At 37.1% G+C, this 15293-nt stretch carries 18 protein-coding genes; 14 read left to right on the top strand and 4 right to left on the bottom strand.

From position 1 onward, the window contains the following. Positions 1–12 precede the first annotated feature (12 nt). From FAZ15_RS09865 to FAZ15_RS09905, 9 genes are all read left to right on the top strand, one after another. Positions 13–372: a DUF4870 domain-containing protein gene (locus FAZ15_RS09865; RefSeq protein WP_136901134.1), complete on the top strand. Its 360-nt coding sequence runs from the start codon at positions 13–15 to the stop codon at positions 370–372. Positions 373–394: 22 nt separating this feature from the next. Next, positions 395–1147, top strand: coding sequence for a hypothetical protein (locus FAZ15_RS09870; protein ID WP_136901135.1), 753 nt, complete (start codon positions 395–397; stop codon positions 1145–1147). A 32-nt stretch (positions 1148–1179) separates the two neighbouring features. After that, a complete protein-coding gene (locus FAZ15_RS09875) occupies positions 1180–1959 on the top strand; it encodes a hypothetical protein (RefSeq protein ID WP_136901136.1) in 780 nt (259 codons plus the stop codon). Positions 1960–1993: 34 nt separating this feature from the next. Further along, on the top strand, positions 1994–3028 hold the full coding sequence (locus FAZ15_RS09880) for a hypothetical protein (protein ID WP_136901137.1): 1035 nt from the start codon (positions 1994–1996) through the stop codon (positions 3026–3028). Positions 3029–3051: 23 nt separating this feature from the next. Further along, positions 3052–3978 (top strand): hypothetical protein, encoded by a 927-nt coding sequence (locus FAZ15_RS09885; RefSeq protein ID WP_136901138.1) that lies wholly within the window; start codon positions 3052–3054, stop codon positions 3976–3978. A gap of 10 nt (positions 3979–3988) precedes the next feature. Continuing rightward, complete coding sequence (locus FAZ15_RS09890) at positions 3989–4600, top strand: hypothetical protein (RefSeq protein ID WP_136901139.1); 612 nt, start codon at positions 3989–3991, stop codon at positions 4598–4600. Positions 4601–4609: 9 nt separating this feature from the next. Beyond that, positions 4610–5287: a hypothetical protein gene (locus tag FAZ15_RS09895; RefSeq protein WP_136901140.1), complete on the top strand. Its 678-nt coding sequence runs from the start codon at positions 4610–4612 to the stop codon at positions 5285–5287. 62 nt (positions 5288–5349) lie between these two features. Next, a complete protein-coding gene (locus FAZ15_RS23045) occupies positions 5350–5970 on the top strand; it encodes a LuxR C-terminal-related transcriptional regulator (RefSeq protein WP_136901141.1) in 621 nt (206 codons plus the stop codon). 33 nt (positions 5971–6003) lie between these two features. Then, positions 6004–7926 carry an ATP-binding protein gene (locus FAZ15_RS09905; protein WP_136901142.1) on the top strand — a complete coding sequence of 641 codons (1923 nt, stop codon included), beginning with the start codon at positions 6004–6006 and terminating at the stop codon, positions 7924–7926. A gap of 160 nt (positions 7927–8086) precedes the next feature. On the opposite strand, the gene FAZ15_RS09910 is transcribed toward FAZ15_RS09905, so the two are convergent. Both FAZ15_RS09910 and FAZ15_RS09915 read right to left on the bottom strand, forming a co-directional pair. After that, positions 8087–8713: a hypothetical protein gene (locus FAZ15_RS09910; protein ID WP_136901143.1), complete on the bottom strand. Its 627-nt coding sequence runs from the start codon at positions 8711–8713 to the stop codon at positions 8087–8089. Next, complete coding sequence (locus FAZ15_RS09915) at positions 8703–9203, bottom strand: RNA polymerase sigma factor (protein ID WP_136901144.1); 501 nt, start codon at positions 9201–9203, stop codon at positions 8703–8705. The genes FAZ15_RS09910 and FAZ15_RS09915 overlap by 11 nt, the downstream gene beginning before the upstream one ends. Before the next feature lie 259 nt (positions 9204–9462). Between FAZ15_RS09915 and FAZ15_RS09920 the strand changes: the two genes are divergently transcribed. From FAZ15_RS09920 to FAZ15_RS09940, 5 genes are all read left to right on the top strand, one after another. Further along, entirely contained in the window at positions 9463–10167 is a 705-nt protein-coding gene (locus tag FAZ15_RS09920) for a helix-turn-helix transcriptional regulator (protein ID WP_136901145.1), read from the top strand. Between the two features lie 63 nt (positions 10168–10230). After that, positions 10231–10689: a GyrI-like domain-containing protein gene (locus FAZ15_RS09925; RefSeq protein ID WP_136901146.1), complete on the top strand. Its 459-nt coding sequence runs from the start codon at positions 10231–10233 to the stop codon at positions 10687–10689. Between the two features lie 5 nt (positions 10690–10694). After that, positions 10695–11063 carry a DUF1801 domain-containing protein gene (locus FAZ15_RS09930; RefSeq protein WP_238387208.1) on the top strand — a complete coding sequence of 123 codons (369 nt, stop codon included), beginning with the start codon at positions 10695–10697 and terminating at the stop codon, positions 11061–11063. A gap of 121 nt (positions 11064–11184) precedes the next feature. Further along, complete coding sequence (locus tag FAZ15_RS09935; RefSeq protein ID WP_262709292.1) at positions 11185–11850, top strand: fatty acid desaturase family protein; 666 nt, start codon at positions 11185–11187, stop codon at positions 11848–11850. Positions 11851–12205: 355 nt separating this feature from the next. Beyond that, positions 12206–12397: a cold-shock protein gene (locus FAZ15_RS09940; RefSeq protein ID WP_136822129.1), complete on the top strand. Its 192-nt coding sequence runs from the start codon at positions 12206–12208 to the stop codon at positions 12395–12397. A 181-nt stretch (positions 12398–12578) separates the two neighbouring features. On the opposite strand, the gene FAZ15_RS09945 is transcribed toward FAZ15_RS09940, so the two are convergent. Further along, positions 12579–14495 carry a histidine kinase gene (locus FAZ15_RS09945; protein ID WP_136901148.1) on the bottom strand — a complete coding sequence of 639 codons (1917 nt, stop codon included), beginning with the start codon at positions 14493–14495 and terminating at the stop codon, positions 12579–12581. Further along, positions 14495–15238, bottom strand: a complete 744-nt coding sequence (locus FAZ15_RS09950) for a LytR/AlgR family response regulator transcription factor (RefSeq protein ID WP_136901149.1) — start codon at positions 15236–15238, stop codon at positions 14495–14497. The genes FAZ15_RS09945 and FAZ15_RS09950 overlap by 1 nt, the downstream gene beginning before the upstream one ends. Positions 15239–15293: the final 55 nt, after the last annotated feature.

Raw genomic sequence — 15293 nt, forward strand, 5'->3', positions numbered from 1 at the left:
ACCATTATCACGATGAAACAAGAAAAAAGTATTACGAAAGTAGCGACGGACAGCACGATACAAGAAGGCAGAAGCACAGCCATTATTGCCTACATTACTTTGATAGGACTTATAATAGCCTTTGTACAAAACGACGAAAAGAAAAACGCCTTTGCCAATTACCATATTCGCCAGAGTCTGGGATTAATTTTTACCGGGATAGCGCTATTCATTGTAGGGCTAATACCCCTATTAGGATGGTTAATTTCCATTTTAGGAACCATTGCAGTAATCATACTTTGGATAATGGGATTGATGAACGCCGTAAACGGAAAGCAGCAGCCCATTCCATTATTGGGCAATCTGTACAATAAATGGTTGGCAAATATTTAATCTTAAATTCAGAAAAAACATCATGAAAAAAATAGGCATCCTGTTTTTATTAAGTGTTCTGTTATTCTCTTGTCGAAAAGACAAAACTCCAGAGCCACAAAAATCCGTAAAAGTGATCGACAAAATTAATATCAAGAAAACATATTCGGGCAGTTCTACGATTGTTACTGACCGACTTGATTTTGAATATAACAGCAATAACGAAGTTTCAAAAATCAGTCGCTTCGAAGACGATGTTCTATATTATAGTTACACGTATGTTTATCAAAATAACTTACCTGTTTCGTCGATGTATGACTTCACATTCGGAGGGGATCCCGTATATAAAGTAACCTATGGTTATACCAATCGGAAATACGCAAGATACTATGATAGTTACTATAATGATGAAACCCTCTTTACCCACAATGCACAGTACAATTTATATACAAGCTCCGTCAATGGCAACAGGTTTATGCTAAATGAGTTTGATGATATTACCACTCGTACTGCTTCGGGTAATGAATATACTTTTACTTTCGATACCTCAAAAAAAGGGCCGCTTTACAATGTCGTAAACAAAAAGTGGATACCGGCTTTATGGTATGGCATTTCCGGTTTGGGTATTCTCGAATTTTCAACGCATCCGGTTACCTCTTTGTTTGATGACAATTTAGCTCAAGCAAATCCATACACCAACACGTATGATACCGACGGATTTGTTACCAAATCTGTATTCTCCGTGTACAACGGAACTACAATGTATGAAATAACCTATATCTATAAATCCATTTAATGAGTCAATCTTAAATTTTAAATAGCATACAAATGAAAGTAATAAAAATCATAACAACAGCCGCAATATCAAGCCTTTTTCTTTTCTCCTGTGGAGAAAAGAAAAATAATAGTAGTAACAAGGACGGTCTCGATTTAGAAGCCATCATCAACAAAAAATCAAACGATTCTAATGCCAAAGGCGACAATAAATGTCTTTTGGAATATCAGACAAAATACGACCAGCTCCTCAGTGAAGACGATGTAATTGCTGCCACAGGTTTTTCAAAAAGCGTACTGAAAACTAAAAGCTCAATGGTTTTAAAAGATCCCGAATACCATTCGTTTGAATATAAATTCAGCAACGGGAGAATGCGGACTATGCCAATGGTGGGAAAACTGGAAATACCTGACGTAGTAAAGGTGAAAAGCATCAAAGCGATTTCCTTAACCGCATTTGAAAGTACTTATAAAGCTATTTCAGATGAAGAAATGCAAGTAGCTAAAGAAGCTTTGAATGATGTCACCGAAGGAAAATCGGGTGATGCCGAAGCAGATGCCGCACTAAAAAAGGCAGAAGAGCATAATGTAAGTAAAGAACAGGTAAAAGAAATTGGCGGTGGAATGATGGATGTCATGAAAGAAGTTTCCAAAGGTTACCGTGTTGTAGATAATTTGGGCGATGCCGCCCGTTGGAATATAGTAAGCAATGAACTTTATATTTTACAAAACGGTGTACAATTGGTAATCCTTTGCGAAGTAAACGATGATAATGAAAAAAATAGATCCGTAGCTATTGCTTTAGCAAAAATCATACTGAATAAATGCGAATGAATTTCATACAATTTATAAACGAATATACTAAACAATGAAAGATTTATTAAAACAATTTCTAATCGGCTCATTTCTATTAATGACAGCGGTTTCCTGTTCAAAAAAAGATGATGAACGGACACCACAGGTTGAAAAACAAACAGATGTATATATGGCCGGATTTGGTATGAAGGGAGCAAAATCCGTTGCCCGGATATGGAAAAACGGCATACCCCAAAATCTTACAAACGGCACTATGAATGCCAGTGCATCCTGTGTGTTTGTAGATGGCGTGGATGTCTATGCATCAGGTTCAGAGTCTAATGGTGCCAAGTCTGTAGCGATGATCTGGAAAAACGGTATTCCAACACCACTTACCAGTGGTATTAACAATGCCGAAGCACATGCTGTTTATGCAGTCGGTAAGGATGTGTACGTAGCGGGTACCGAATATGAGGGCTCAACTGCCGTAGCCAGACTTTGGAAAAACGGCGTACCTGTAATTCTTACCAATAGCGGTAAACCAAGTTTTGCAAACTCGGTATTTGTTTCCGGGAATGACGTGTATGTAGCCGGATTTGAAGATAGCGGCATAAAAGCAACCGCAATGCTTTGGAAAAATGGTACGCCCGTAATCATTACCAATAGCAGTGATAATACCTATGGCAGAGCCGTATACGTTGTGGGCAGTGACGTCTATGTAGCAGGAACTGAAAATAATGGAATAACATCCGTAGCTACAGTATGGAAAAACGGAAATGCCACTAGGCTTACAAATAACACGAACGATGAGGCCTATGTTACTGGTATATATGTGTCCGGCGCCGATGTATATGTGTCAGGAAACGATTATAATGGCTCAAAATCTATTGCCAAGCTCTGGAAAAACGGTACACCAATATTGTTTTCCGAAAACACAAATAGTGTTTATGCAAATGCTGTATATGTAATGGGGTCTGATGTTTACGTAGCAGGCAATGACTACAATGGTGGATCAAATTTTTCAGCCAAACTTTGGAAAAACGGAATGCGTGAAAATCTTAACGACGACCATGGAAACGCTGTATCCATTTTTGTAGTAGAAAAATAAATGCACATATAAAAAATAATCAGATGAAGCATTTAATCCTACTTTGTATATTATTAATCAGCCTTACATCCTTTGCTCAGAAACAAAAAGCCAAACAACACATAGCCATTTGTGAGCAAGGAAAAGGTTGCGAAATTATGGAAATCAAAATCACTTCCGAAGCAATAGACAAAGCATTAAGTAAACCAGGTTTTTGGATAAATGCAGCAGATAGTGCCACATTGGTCATTGAAAACTGTACGCATAAAATAGAAGAAAAACTGTCCGTTATTGAAATACATCAATCTTTTGGAGGTAAAGGAGAGCCGAAAAAAATCACAGATTTCGATTTAGCAAAATACCTTCAACTAAAAGGATGCTGTGCCAATATCACCAAAAAAATAGCATTTTATGCCAGTGCAAGTGGAGAAGGGGCACATTCGGGAAATGGTTATTTTTATCTAAACCTTAAAGCTGGAGAAGCTTTTATGCCAAATGATTCTTTTCAGCAGTTTTACGGTTCAGAAGCAAAAGGTGTGATACTCGATCAGTTCCTGCGTAATGGCGCAATTGATAGTTATATCATTGCCGAAGGTCAAAAATACCACGCCAAAATGCCGATCGGTACCAATATTTCTGTTATTAAAAACGATGCGTTGAACGAACAGCGTTTCAAAACCGATTTTAGAGAAACCGGAAATACCAGAAATAATTTGAACATAACATCAACCGAATACACGGGGAAAGATGACGATGGAAAAACAATGAGTTTTTGGATAATGCCTGTTCATGATGTCTGTCTGCCAAAAGGAAAATTTGATGCATTTGGTTTCTACAACCTTGGTTATATTTCTGTAGACGGTATAACATATTTGGTGACCGAAATTTCAGGTAGCGGATTTGAAATTAAAATTACCGGTATTTCGGATGATACATACAATTTCAATCCTTCGGGTTACAAACCTTATTAAATTTTAAAGAATGAAAAAACTACTTCTCACCATTCCTTGTTTCCTACTGTTAGTATTTGGATGCAATGATGCGAAAAACAGATTCACCACCTCAATTGTAGAAAAATCAATAGAAGCCATTTCTGGTCAAAAGATAGATATAGCAGATGCAAATGATATTGAAAAAAATGAGGCTGAAGTAAATATTACATTACATGGTGAAAACCTTAAAAATTATTTTAAAAAAGGCTTCGGCAGCGTTACGGCTTCTAAAGAGACAATTGCCATTACCATCGCTGGCGGCGAAAACGGACAAGACAATATTTTGATAGGGTTTACTGGAAAAGAGCGTATAGCATCGCATCCCATTAAAGGCAAAATGGTTATGGGACACAATGATGGATTTACATTCTCAATAACCAAAGCAACCGATAATGGAATAGATATGCAATTATCTTTTGAGGCAGAAGGAGAAATCGTTTCTATGCAAAAAGATAAAGTAATCATTAAAGTAAAAGGTAAAACCGGTAGTTCGTCTGATGCCGAAAGTCCTGAAAAATGGAAATCTTATGAAGGAACTATTACCTTAAACTATCCCGTTTTTCAGGCGTTGGGTTCTTCAAAAGAAAAGTTCATTTATTAATGACGAAGGATGAAAAAATTATTGCTCTTTTTGGCTTTGTCATTTATTTGTTCTTACACAAAAGCTCAAATAGAGAGCCGCAAAACTATGCAGTTTACACAAGCTTGGGTTTGGGACTATGAAAATGAATTGGTGCCTAAAAACGAACCAGGACACAAAGGAGAAATAGTGATATATTTTGAGCCCAAAAAAAATTATTGGCTTTTTACTCCCGAAGCTTATGGCACTTCGGGAGAAATGTACAACTGGATTATCGGTAAACCAGATGGAACATATTGGCTGTGCGATACCGATGAGTTCGGAAAGAAAACCATAACAAAGCAAAGGGTGCAATTTGCATTAAACAAAGTGCTTCCCAAACATTATAAACCGCTTGTAAACAGGAAATTTTTTAATCAGAACAAGTTGGGCTTTGCAAAAATAGAAGGTATAGAATTTAAGGTAGATTACACTAAAACTGACAACAGTTCTTCTGTTTTTATAAGTGACTTTAAAGCCGATTTTTTTCCGATATATTTTTTCAACTGTTTAAATATAGAAGCAAAACTGCCATTCAATTTTCCGGTAGATTTTCCAAATAGCAAACTACTGTTACAGGAAGTAAGCACAATAAATAAAGCAAAGCTCCAACTCACTTTCAAAGAGATTTCTCACACCGAATATTTTATTGATTTAAAAATAGAATAGCCATATATGGCAAAATAAAATGACTAATTTTAGAACTAATAAATTGAACCAAAATTAGTTAAATGAAAATTTTGCTCGCAGATGACCATTTTTTGGTATTAGATGGTCTTGAGGTACTTCTGTCTACTTTCGAGTTTGTAAAGAAAACACAAAGCGTATTAAACTATATGGAACTCAAAGAAATTTTGATGAAAGAAAATTTTGACGTTTTACTACTCGATATTCATTTCGGGAAGCACGATGGAAGAGAAATAATCGGCGAAATCAAACAGCTGGTTCCTAGCATGAAAATTATAGCTTTAACCAGTCATTCCGACTCCGTAACCATAAAATCATCCGTTAATGCAGGTTTTGACGGTTATCTTTTAAAAATTGATGGCAGAGAAGATATTGAAAAAGCCCTTAAAGCAGTAACGAACAACGAAAAATATTTTAGTCCAAAAACACAGCAGGTATTTTTTGAGACCCACACAGCTAAAAATAAAGTAGAATTAACAGAAAGGGAAAAAGAGATTTTGCAGTTGATTGTACAAGAAAAAACCACCAAAGAAATCGCAGACCTATTGTGCCTCTCGGAAAAAACCATAGAAACCCACCGTGGAAACATTATGCTGAAACTGGAAGTACGGAATATTGCAGGAATGGTAAAAAAAGCAATTATGCAGGGATTGGTAAATGTCTAAACTATACGCCATCAAAAATTAAATTATCTACACATGAAAAAATATTTCATCACCGTATGCCTCTTTCTTTTTTTTTATGAAATTTCATTTTCGCAATCACCCGTTCAGGTAGATAGCCTATGGAGACAGGTACTTGCTATAAAAAACGACTCACTTAGAGCTGTTGAAGTTTGTAAAATGGCCCACACGTTTTATGACACAGGGAATAAACCGGCTATGGAGAAAGCTATAACAATGGCCAGAAAAATTTTTGTAAATACAAAGCCCGTAAGTGCAGAAGTAGAATTGTTGCGGTTGTTGGCTGATGTTCATGGCGACGCAGGTGATGCCACAAAGCGGATATTATATAGCGACAGTATTATTTTTGTTTCAAAAAAGGCGGCTTATAAATTAGGGGAAGGAATCGGCTATATGGAAAAAGCAATGGCTTATGCCCTGGACGGCAATATGGACGAGGCTTTAAAACTAATAAAGCCTGCAATTATAATTTTCGAAGAACAAAAGGACGATGAACTTTTGGCTAACGCTTATAAAATGATGGGCAACCTGTTAGTGCAATCAAGAAAGGCAAAAGAGGCTATTTCATCGTATAAGCTTTCCGCAAACATTTTAGAAAAAATAAAGAAACATGGTAATGCTGGCTTAGTATATGGCAATATGGTAAGGGCATTTTTAACGATAGGAGAGAAGGATTCTGCATTATTTTACAATGAAGTGGCAAAAAAAATGGCAATTCATGTTTCTCCCGGTCATTCATTGCATTTTATGGTAAACATGAGTGAAGCGGAATTGCAAACTATAAAAGGAAATTTTTCGCTGGCAGACGCAGCAGCTGATAAGGCATTAGCAATTGCTCAATTATTGAATAATCCCGGCATGTTAGGAGGATTCTATACAATTAAAGCTAATATTGCAAAAGAGAAAGGAAATTATAACGAGGCTATAAAATACGATTTGCTATCTATTGAACTGAATAAAAAATCAGGGAGCTTTGCTCAGCTTGTTAATAGCTATTTCAACCTATCCAAAAGTTATTATTGGGCAGGACGATATAAAGAAGCTTATGATGCGAGAGTAACCTATATGCAGTTAAATGATTCACTTTTCTCTGAAAAATCAGCTTCAGAAATTAATGACCTTAATGTAAAGTATGAAACTAGCCAGAAAGAAAAGCAAATAGCCGAACAGGAATTGAAAATACAGAAACAGCAATCCAATTTACTATATGCCATTTTGGGCGGAGCATTATTGGTTTCTGTTTTGGGCAGTATTTTTTTCTATCAGAAAAAAGCACAAAAACTAAAACTGAAACACTTACAACAGGAAAAAGAAAATGCCATTTTAAATTCTTTCATTCTTGGAGAAGAGCGTGAGCGTAGCCGCATCTCGCATGAACTTCACGATGGCGTTGCCGCTATGATTGGCGCTGCCAAAATGAGTTTGGAAGCTATTCCGCATCTTCCTCAAGAAAAAAGAATGGAACAGCTTTCAAAAATTCAGGGCATATTAGAACATTCTCATTCAGATATTCGCCACATTGCACACAGCCTACTCCCAACGGTATTGGAAAAAGAAGGGTTGGTACAGGCAACATCGCAATTTGTTTCGGAGATAAATGAAACAAACCTGGTCAATATCTTAGTAATAGATCAAAACAGCAATGCCTACCAACTTTCATCACAATTACAACTGATGCTCTTCAGAGTTATTCAAGAACTTGTAAATAATATTATTAAACATTCCCAGGCGCAAAATGCCGAAATAGTTTTCAGTACGCATCCCAATGGTTTGCAGATTGAAGTTACTGATGACGGGATAGGTTATGACGGTATAAGTGAGCCGGGAGAACAAGGGCTATACAGTATTACTCAACGTATAAAATCAATTGGAGGCAATTTTAAAATTGTCAGAGGCAGCTCCGGTGGAACGCAAGCTATGGTCGAATTAACCGTTTAGCGTTCTAATGATGCACAAAATACTCGTACATTACATCATTGTATGACACCGCGATAGCTGCGGTTTAACAAAAACTTAGCAACAACAAAACTCCACTAAACAGCTGTCAATTTCATTCCAGTTCACTTTCTGGCGAGTAACACAGTATATAACTTGTGAACTATTCTTCTAAATTCTTCAACAAGAGCTTTATCTGTTTAAGGTATTTTCCATAATATTTGTCAATCGTCCATTCGCAGAACAAAAGGACAAATGCTAACAACAAAATACCAATAATTGACGTTTTCCAGATAAAGTTAGGGTCTATAGCTAGTGTCTCCTTAAAGTTGACATATTTCATAAACCACTCAAAAGTTCGATTTTTTCCAAATATTACAAAATATAGGCCCAATGCCGAGGGTACAATAATATAGCAAGATATTTTATAACTTTCTACCGCGAACTTCAGTTCATAATAGAGTTGAATCAGGTTTTCTTTCGAGCTGAATACGTCATCTTTTTTCGTCATTTTATTGAACGCAAGAAAGCGACGATAATAAAATAGATAAGGAATTAGCATCTGCAGTAGGAAAAAATAATGCAGCATTTTTATCTCTATGCTAAACGAATCATAAATCGGTATAGTAAATAAAAATAGGAAAGAAAGTGCTGAGAATACAAATTCTCTTTTGAAATTTCTACTAATTTTATCTGTGATCGATCTCGTTTTTTTTAGGCTCTCGGTTCTAATATTGACAGCGTCACCAGTTTGTTGGTTCCATTTGTTTTGTAATTCGTCAAAATTCATATCCATTATTTTTAATGATCTCTTGCAGTTTTTCTTTAGTTCTATTCAGTTTAACACGAGCATTCACTTCAGAAATGCCCAAACTTAAAGCAATTTCTCTATGTGGCATTCCTTCTAGGAAAAGGAAAATCAAAGCCTTTTCTATCGGATTCAATTCCTGTACAGCGTTGTAGAAATAATCTAATTGTATGTCTTTTTGTCGGGAATCTTCTTCCTCGATATGGTCCATATCTTTGTCAAGAGGCTCTTTATCCACTTTACGGCTTTCTTTTTTGAAGAAAGTCAACGCCGTGTTCAACGCTACTCCATACATCCATGTCGCAAATGCACTTTTACCTTCGAAGCTATTGTACGCTTTCCAAAGTTGGAAGATTATCTCCTGCGTCAAATCTTCTTGGTCGTCCAACTGGTCCATATACAAGCGTGACACTTTATATAATATACCTTTATGTTGCGTGATGAGCTGTATGAATTCCTGTTCTTTTGTCATGGACCAAAAACGGTTATTTTTTATTTCCTAGATTGATATACATAGTCAGAAGAATACAGGGCACGTTACATAGTGAATTGTACAGGTTACTGTTCATTACTTTTAATCTATTTATCGTTACTTTTGAATAGTTAGTACGGAGAACCGAGAAATGTTACATAAATGGATGTGTTTTTTGTAGGGCAAGTACAACGGAATTTCCTCTGCACTTTATTTCGTAAATTTGGACGAAATAATATAAAAATTATTATAGTTCCCAATGAACGATACTAAACGGCTTTCTAGATTAACTGCAATTTTGACCCAATTACAGACGAAGCGACTATTGACTGCTAGCGAACTAGCTGAAAAGTTCTCGATTAGTAAACGAACAATCTACAGGGACATTAGAGCATTGGAACAAGCGGGTGTTCCAATACAGACAGAAGACGGTAAAGGTTATTACTTGATGGAAGGTTATAGGATTTCACCCGTAATGTTTACGGAAAGTGGAGCCAATGCGTTAGTAACAGCAGAAAAGCTCATACTTAAAAACAAAGATGCTTCACTTGTGAAAGAATATTCCGACGCCATCAATAAGATTAAATCTGTTTTACGTAACAACACCAAAGACAAGGCAAATTTGCTTTCCGACCGGATCGTATTCAGACAAAATGCAGACAATTGCCGAACAAGCAATTATCTATCAACATTGCAATTAGCCCTGACAAATTTTCACCTCGTCAAATTAAAATATCATTCGCCTGATAGCGAGCTGACAACTGAACGAACGATTGAACCTTTTGCTGTTTACAGCACACAAGAAAATTGGTTACTCATTGGCTTTTGCCGATTACGACAGGATTTCAGAGCCTTTCGACTTGATAGAATTCAGCACCTGACGACACTCAACGAACAGTTTGAACCTCATAAAATAACCTTACAGGAATATTTTGAAATCTGTAAGAAAAAATATTCTACGTAACCCTTGACATAGGGCTGTCGCAAGCCCATTTTATTTTTGTGGTTGTACTAAAATATTTTAAAAATGAAAAAAGTAAGCGTTGAGCCTTTTAAGGTAATCGGCATTTCGGTAAGAACCACAAACGAAAACAATCAGGCCGGAAAAGATATTGCAGATTTGTGGGACAAGTTTATAAATGAAAAAATTCTGGAAACCATCCCGAATAAGCTCAACAATAACGTATATTCGATATATACCGACTATGAAAGCGACCATACGAAGCCCTATACCACAATATTGGGCTGCGAAGTAGCAATCTTAGATGCCATACCTGAGGGAATGGTCGGCAAATCGTTTATCGGCGGAAACTATGTAAAATTATCAGCTAAAGGAGATTTGACGCAAGGCTTAATAATTAATAAATGGTTAGAGATCTGGGAAATGGATTTAGACAGACTATTCACTACAGACTTTGAAGTTTTTAGTGAAAAAGCACAAAATCCGAAAGATGCAGAAATAGATTTTTTAATTGCCGTAAAATAGAGGAAATGATTGAGCAGCTTCATAACTATTATCTGAATAAAGACGAGCCAAACAAGAGTTGCTTGCTTGCCTTACGGGACATCATTCTTGTACAGGATGTCCACATTATTGAAACGCAGAAGTGGGGTATGCCCTGCTTCTGTTACAAGAAAAAAATGTTTTGCTATTTGTGGGTAGATAAAAAGACAGACGAACCTTATATACTTATGGTAGAAGGAAAATATCTTGACCATATGGAATTGGAAGAAGGCGGTCGTTCTCGAATGAAAATTCTCAGGGTTAATCCCCATAAAGATATACCAATCAGAACAATTGAGAGCATTTTACAAAAAGCCTTGGATTTATATAGAACAGGCACCATAAAATTAAAATAATAACTGGTAGCGTAATTTCACTGATAATTAATTCGCGCGCTTATACTGCAGAAAAGGAAATATTAGGAGGTAACATCTATTTTTGGAAACTAAAGCATAATATTGCCCATCATACCTAAATATAGATGGTGAAGATCACGATATAGAGATTAAGTTCATGCGCATTCACCATGACCAGGCATTGATGAAACACCATCGTCATCAGCATCTATATTTCATCCTATTGTATAGTATTTCGTATCTAGCTTGGATCTTTTACCAGGATTATGAAAAATACTTTAGGCAAAAGTTAGGAAGGACTTCCGATAGCTTTCATTTTCCGCTACGGGAAAAAGTGATCTTCTGGCTCAGCAAGGTTTTTCATTTCCTGTTATTTGTTGTCATTCCCATTATCTATGTCGGATGGTTGCCTACCCTGATAGGTTTATTGATTGCGAGTATTGTCTGTGTACTATGTTTAGCGACTGTATTCCAGCTGGCGCATGTGGTAACAGAAACCGAGTTTAAGACAATAGATACCAGTGTAGAAGACGAGTGGATGATTCATCCGTTACAGTCTACTGCGAACTTTGCCACCCGAAGTTGGATGTTAACATGGCTGCTTGGAGGCCTTAATTTTCAGGTCGAACACCATCTCTTTCCGAAGATCAGCCATATACATTATCCCGCACTGAACAAAATCGTGAAAGAAAACTGTGAAGAATATAACGTAAAATATAACGAGTACAGGACATTCTGGGACGCGTTTCGTTCTCATGTCCGGGTCATACGTAGTATGTCTAAGTAGAAACTGTAGTCGCGGATAGTGCTTTTGGAAGATTCACATTGAGTTAATACAAAAAAGTCTTGTATATTAAAGAAATTATTCTATCTTTGTTTTATAATCAGGTTCTGCCGACGCTTCTCTGAAACCGTTAAGTTCATTCTTATCCCTCAGTTTTTGCTTTTTCAGTTACTAATTTTTGTTATCAATGTAACGGTTAGGTACCATTTTAAGCTTAGAGCATTCTCGAGGTCAAAAAAAATACAACTATCATTTCTTGCGAACAATCAGATTTATTATTGCGCTGTTGTTATCATCAGTTCAATAATGGCTTATGCCAAACAAAATGAATAATTTTTATAAATAAATATAATACACAATGCAAGAAGGAACAGTAAAATTCTTTAACGTTACCAAAGGTTTCGGTTTTATTACACCAGTAGATGGTGGTCAGGATGTTTTCGTACATAACTCAGGTTTAATCCATGACGTACGTGAAAACGATAGTGTAACATTCGACGTAGAAAATGGCAAAAAAGGCATTAACGCAGTTAATGTACGCGTAGCATAATTACGTAGAAAAATTCATATTTTCTACAGGAAGTATATGATAAAGAAGATGTAGTAGATGGTATTCGTACCGATCTGCTACATTTTTTTATTTAAGGGGTATAGAAGAAGTATTTATCGTATTATCAAGCAGATTAAGATGGATAGGGCTATTACCACCATTACATCTACTCTTTAAAAGCTTAACTTGGAATCGGAATGTGAAGCAAAATGATAGTACCTCCTTCAGCAGGGTACAGGGTTTGCAGCTTAGCCTTCTTTCCAAGTAAATGAAGCCGTTCTCGACTAATAGTACCTGATAATGACCGGTGACCAACACTTGAACCTTCCATTGTATGTTTGCCACTGTCGGTAATTGTTATTTCCAAGCTATCAGAAGCGATGTTAAACTCAATCGTCAGACGGCCAGTTCCAGTCTCCATATCGATGCCGTGCAATATGGAATTTTCGACGAAGGGCTGTATCAACATCGGCGGAACCATGACTGCCGTCATGTCGTGTTCTTCTAAAGAGATGATTTCGTAGGTAAACGCATTTTCAAAGCGCATTTGCTGTAAGCTCAAGTAGTTTTCCAGAGTCTCTAATTCTTCATCCAGAGGCACCAATTGCTTGCGACTCAATTCTAGACTACTGCGTAGCAACCGACTGAAACGGTTGAGGTATTTGATAGCGTGCTCTTTCTGATCCAAACGCACAAAACTTTGTAATGCAGACAAGGTATTGAAGATAAAATGTGGCTCCATTTGTGTGCGAAGCAACTGCTGTTGCAGGATTACTTTTTCCTTTTCTTGACTCACTCGTCGTTGTTGTAGGCTGTAGTATAAAAAAAAGATGACGAGTGCCAATAGCCCTAATGTCAAGAGCGATATAATTAACCAGAGGCGATTTTGTTGCAATTGTAGCCTATTGATTTTAATGTTTTCGTTGAGGTTTTGTATAGATCTATCTTTTGCTTGCAATTGATACAAGGCATTCATCTCGGCTACACCCTGCGCATTATGTTCTTGGTAGATATTTTCCTGCAATTGCAATGTATTGTCTAGTATATCTACCGCCTCGTCCTTTCTGCCTTTTTTAGCGTAAAGTGACGCGATGGCTTTCTGGTAGTAGATGTCATTGTGTCCCAAAACTGCGTCCATTTGTTCCTTCTTTAGCGAGGAAGCCTTTTGGAGGTATTTTTCTGCTGGAATGAATTGATCTAAAAGAATGTAGGTGGCCGCGATATTGCAATAATCTAAAAATAAATTATTGATAGCAGTAGATTGTGCTTGCCCGGCTTCGTATCTACCCTCATCAAACTGGGTCTTCAACAATTGGTAATGTAGTAATGAATCTGTTTTATTCGTTTTTTCGAAATAAAAGACTTTGGATTCATAAAGGAAGGATGGATTATAACTCAATGGGTTTTGCTGATGAAGTGCTTCCAGTTTTTGCAGGTAGGGTGCCATGCTATCGGCAGGTTGTTTACGTGCTCTAAGTGTTTGGATCATCTGTACCAAGACCCGTTGGTGGTTGATATGTCCTTCTGGCAGCGAGTCGCATATTGGCATTGCTTCCCGAATCATTCTTTCGGAGAGTGTTAATTGATAGACCCGACTATTGCTCTGTGCTGCGGAAAGTAGCATGGCCGATCTGGCCTCTGCCGAGAGATCAACTAAACTATCTGACCGGACAATTGCTGCGGCGCGATTGTAGTAATAACTTGCTTCATTTGGCTTAGCTTGTAGGCTCAAAATGTTTCCCATACCATTGTACACTAAAGCCTTTTCGTCCAGATTTCCTTGAGTAGGTTCGATGTAATCCAATGCTTTTTGTACAAAATAACTAGCAGAGTCTTCACCCTTCATACCATATAATCTAGCCAAATGATAGTTGACCTTGGTAAAGGAAACACTATCGGTCTGTATCGCTGGATTAGCATAGAGCTGATGCCATATACCGCGCAAAGAGTCGTGATTGGATGGTGTTAGCTTTGTGTTTTCGAGTTGTTTTATTTGTGTGCGCCAAGCTGTCCACGTATTGAAATCACTTTGCGCATGTTCTTGACATGCTTGAAATAGCAACGCTAATAGGAGGAAACGGGGATAGTAATATCGCATTATTTGGAAAGGGAAAGTTGTTCGAGAATAAAGTTTTTTCTGCGCAAAGAGATCGGAATTTCTTCTTTATTTTGCAAAACTAGAAATTCAGCATGCTGCACACCCGAAATATATCTTCTATGAACCAAATACGATTGGTGCGTGCGCAAAAAATAAGGCATTGGCAGTAGTTCTTCAAAGTATTTGAGTGGCTTGGAAGCCAACTCCTTCGTGCCATTTTGTAAAAAAAAATTGGTGTACGGACCATCTCCCTTACAGTACATAATGTCGGATACAGCGATGATACGGATGTTATTAACGGAATGTAACGCAATACTTTCAGGAATGTCATTGCTACCCATGCTATGCTTTGCCAGAGAGAGTTGTTGCATCCACTGCGGATTATTTTCCCGGCGGCGGCGATATCGATCGATTGCCTCCTTCAGTTCGATCTGATCAATCGGTTTAAGTAAATAATCCAATGCGCCATATTTGATCGCTTTGATCGCAAAATGATTGTATGCTGTGACAAAGATGATATTTTGCGGTATATGCTGCAACTTGTTCAAAATGTCGAAAGCAGTGCCATCTCGAAGTTGTATATCCATCAAGACAATATCAAGTTTGTTTTGTTCAATCAATTGAATGGCAGAAGAAACATTGTCGCTCCAACCGATCAACTCCACATCCTCTTCTTGCTGTACGAGATAGCTGATTTCTTTGCGTACTGCAGGTTCATCTTCGATAATAGCTATTTTAATCATCTTTTACATTTTTGTACTAAATTCGGACCTCGTCAAATTACTCCTTAAATATTCC

The sequence above is a fragment of the Sphingobacterium olei genome, assembly GCF_005048855.1.
In the GTDB taxonomy this organism is placed as follows: Bacteria; Bacteroidota; Bacteroidia; order Sphingobacteriales; family Sphingobacteriaceae; genus Sphingobacterium; species Sphingobacterium olei.

Coding starts and splice junctions, on each gene's coding strand:
- FAZ15_RS09865 (WP_136901134.1), top strand. CDS start 13: ATGAAACAAGAAAAAAGTATTACGAAAGTAGCGACGGACAGCACGATA.
- FAZ15_RS09870 (WP_136901135.1), top strand. CDS start 395: ATGAAAAAAATAGGCATCCTGTTTTTATTAAGTGTTCTGTTATTCTCT.
- FAZ15_RS09875 (WP_136901136.1), top strand. CDS start 1,180: ATGAAAGTAATAAAAATCATAACAACAGCCGCAATATCAAGCCTTTTT.
- FAZ15_RS09880 (WP_136901137.1), top strand. CDS start 1,994: ATGAAAGATTTATTAAAACAATTTCTAATCGGCTCATTTCTATTAATG.
- FAZ15_RS09885 (WP_136901138.1), top strand. CDS start 3,052: ATGAAGCATTTAATCCTACTTTGTATATTATTAATCAGCCTTACATCC.
- FAZ15_RS09890 (WP_136901139.1), top strand. CDS start 3,989: ATGAAAAAACTACTTCTCACCATTCCTTGTTTCCTACTGTTAGTATTT.
- FAZ15_RS09895 (WP_136901140.1), top strand. CDS start 4,610: ATGAAAAAATTATTGCTCTTTTTGGCTTTGTCATTTATTTGTTCTTAC.
- FAZ15_RS23045 (WP_136901141.1), top strand. CDS start 5,350: ATGAAAATTTTGCTCGCAGATGACCATTTTTTGGTATTAGATGGTCTT.
- FAZ15_RS09905 (WP_136901142.1), top strand. CDS start 6,004: ATGAAAAAATATTTCATCACCGTATGCCTCTTTCTTTTTTTTTATGAA.
- FAZ15_RS09910 (WP_136901143.1), bottom strand. CDS start 8,713: ATGAATTTTGACGAATTACAAAACAAATGGAACCAACAAACTGGTGAC.
- FAZ15_RS09915 (WP_136901144.1), bottom strand. CDS start 9,203: ATGACAAAAGAACAGGAATTCATACAGCTCATCACGCAACATAAAGGT.
- FAZ15_RS09920 (WP_136901145.1), top strand. CDS start 9,463: ATGAACGATACTAAACGGCTTTCTAGATTAACTGCAATTTTGACCCAA.
- FAZ15_RS09925 (WP_136901146.1), top strand. CDS start 10,231: ATGAAAAAAGTAAGCGTTGAGCCTTTTAAGGTAATCGGCATTTCGGTA.
- FAZ15_RS09930 (WP_238387208.1), top strand. CDS start 10,695: ATGATTGAGCAGCTTCATAACTATTATCTGAATAAAGACGAGCCAAAC.
- FAZ15_RS09940 (WP_136822129.1), top strand. CDS start 12,206: ATGCAAGAAGGAACAGTAAAATTCTTTAACGTTACCAAAGGTTTCGGT.
- FAZ15_RS09945 (WP_136901148.1), bottom strand. CDS start 14,495: ATGCGATATTACTATCCCCGTTTCCTCCTATTAGCGTTGCTATTTCAA.
- FAZ15_RS09950 (WP_136901149.1), bottom strand. CDS start 15,238: ATGATTAAAATAGCTATTATCGAAGATGAACCTGCAGTACGCAAAGAA.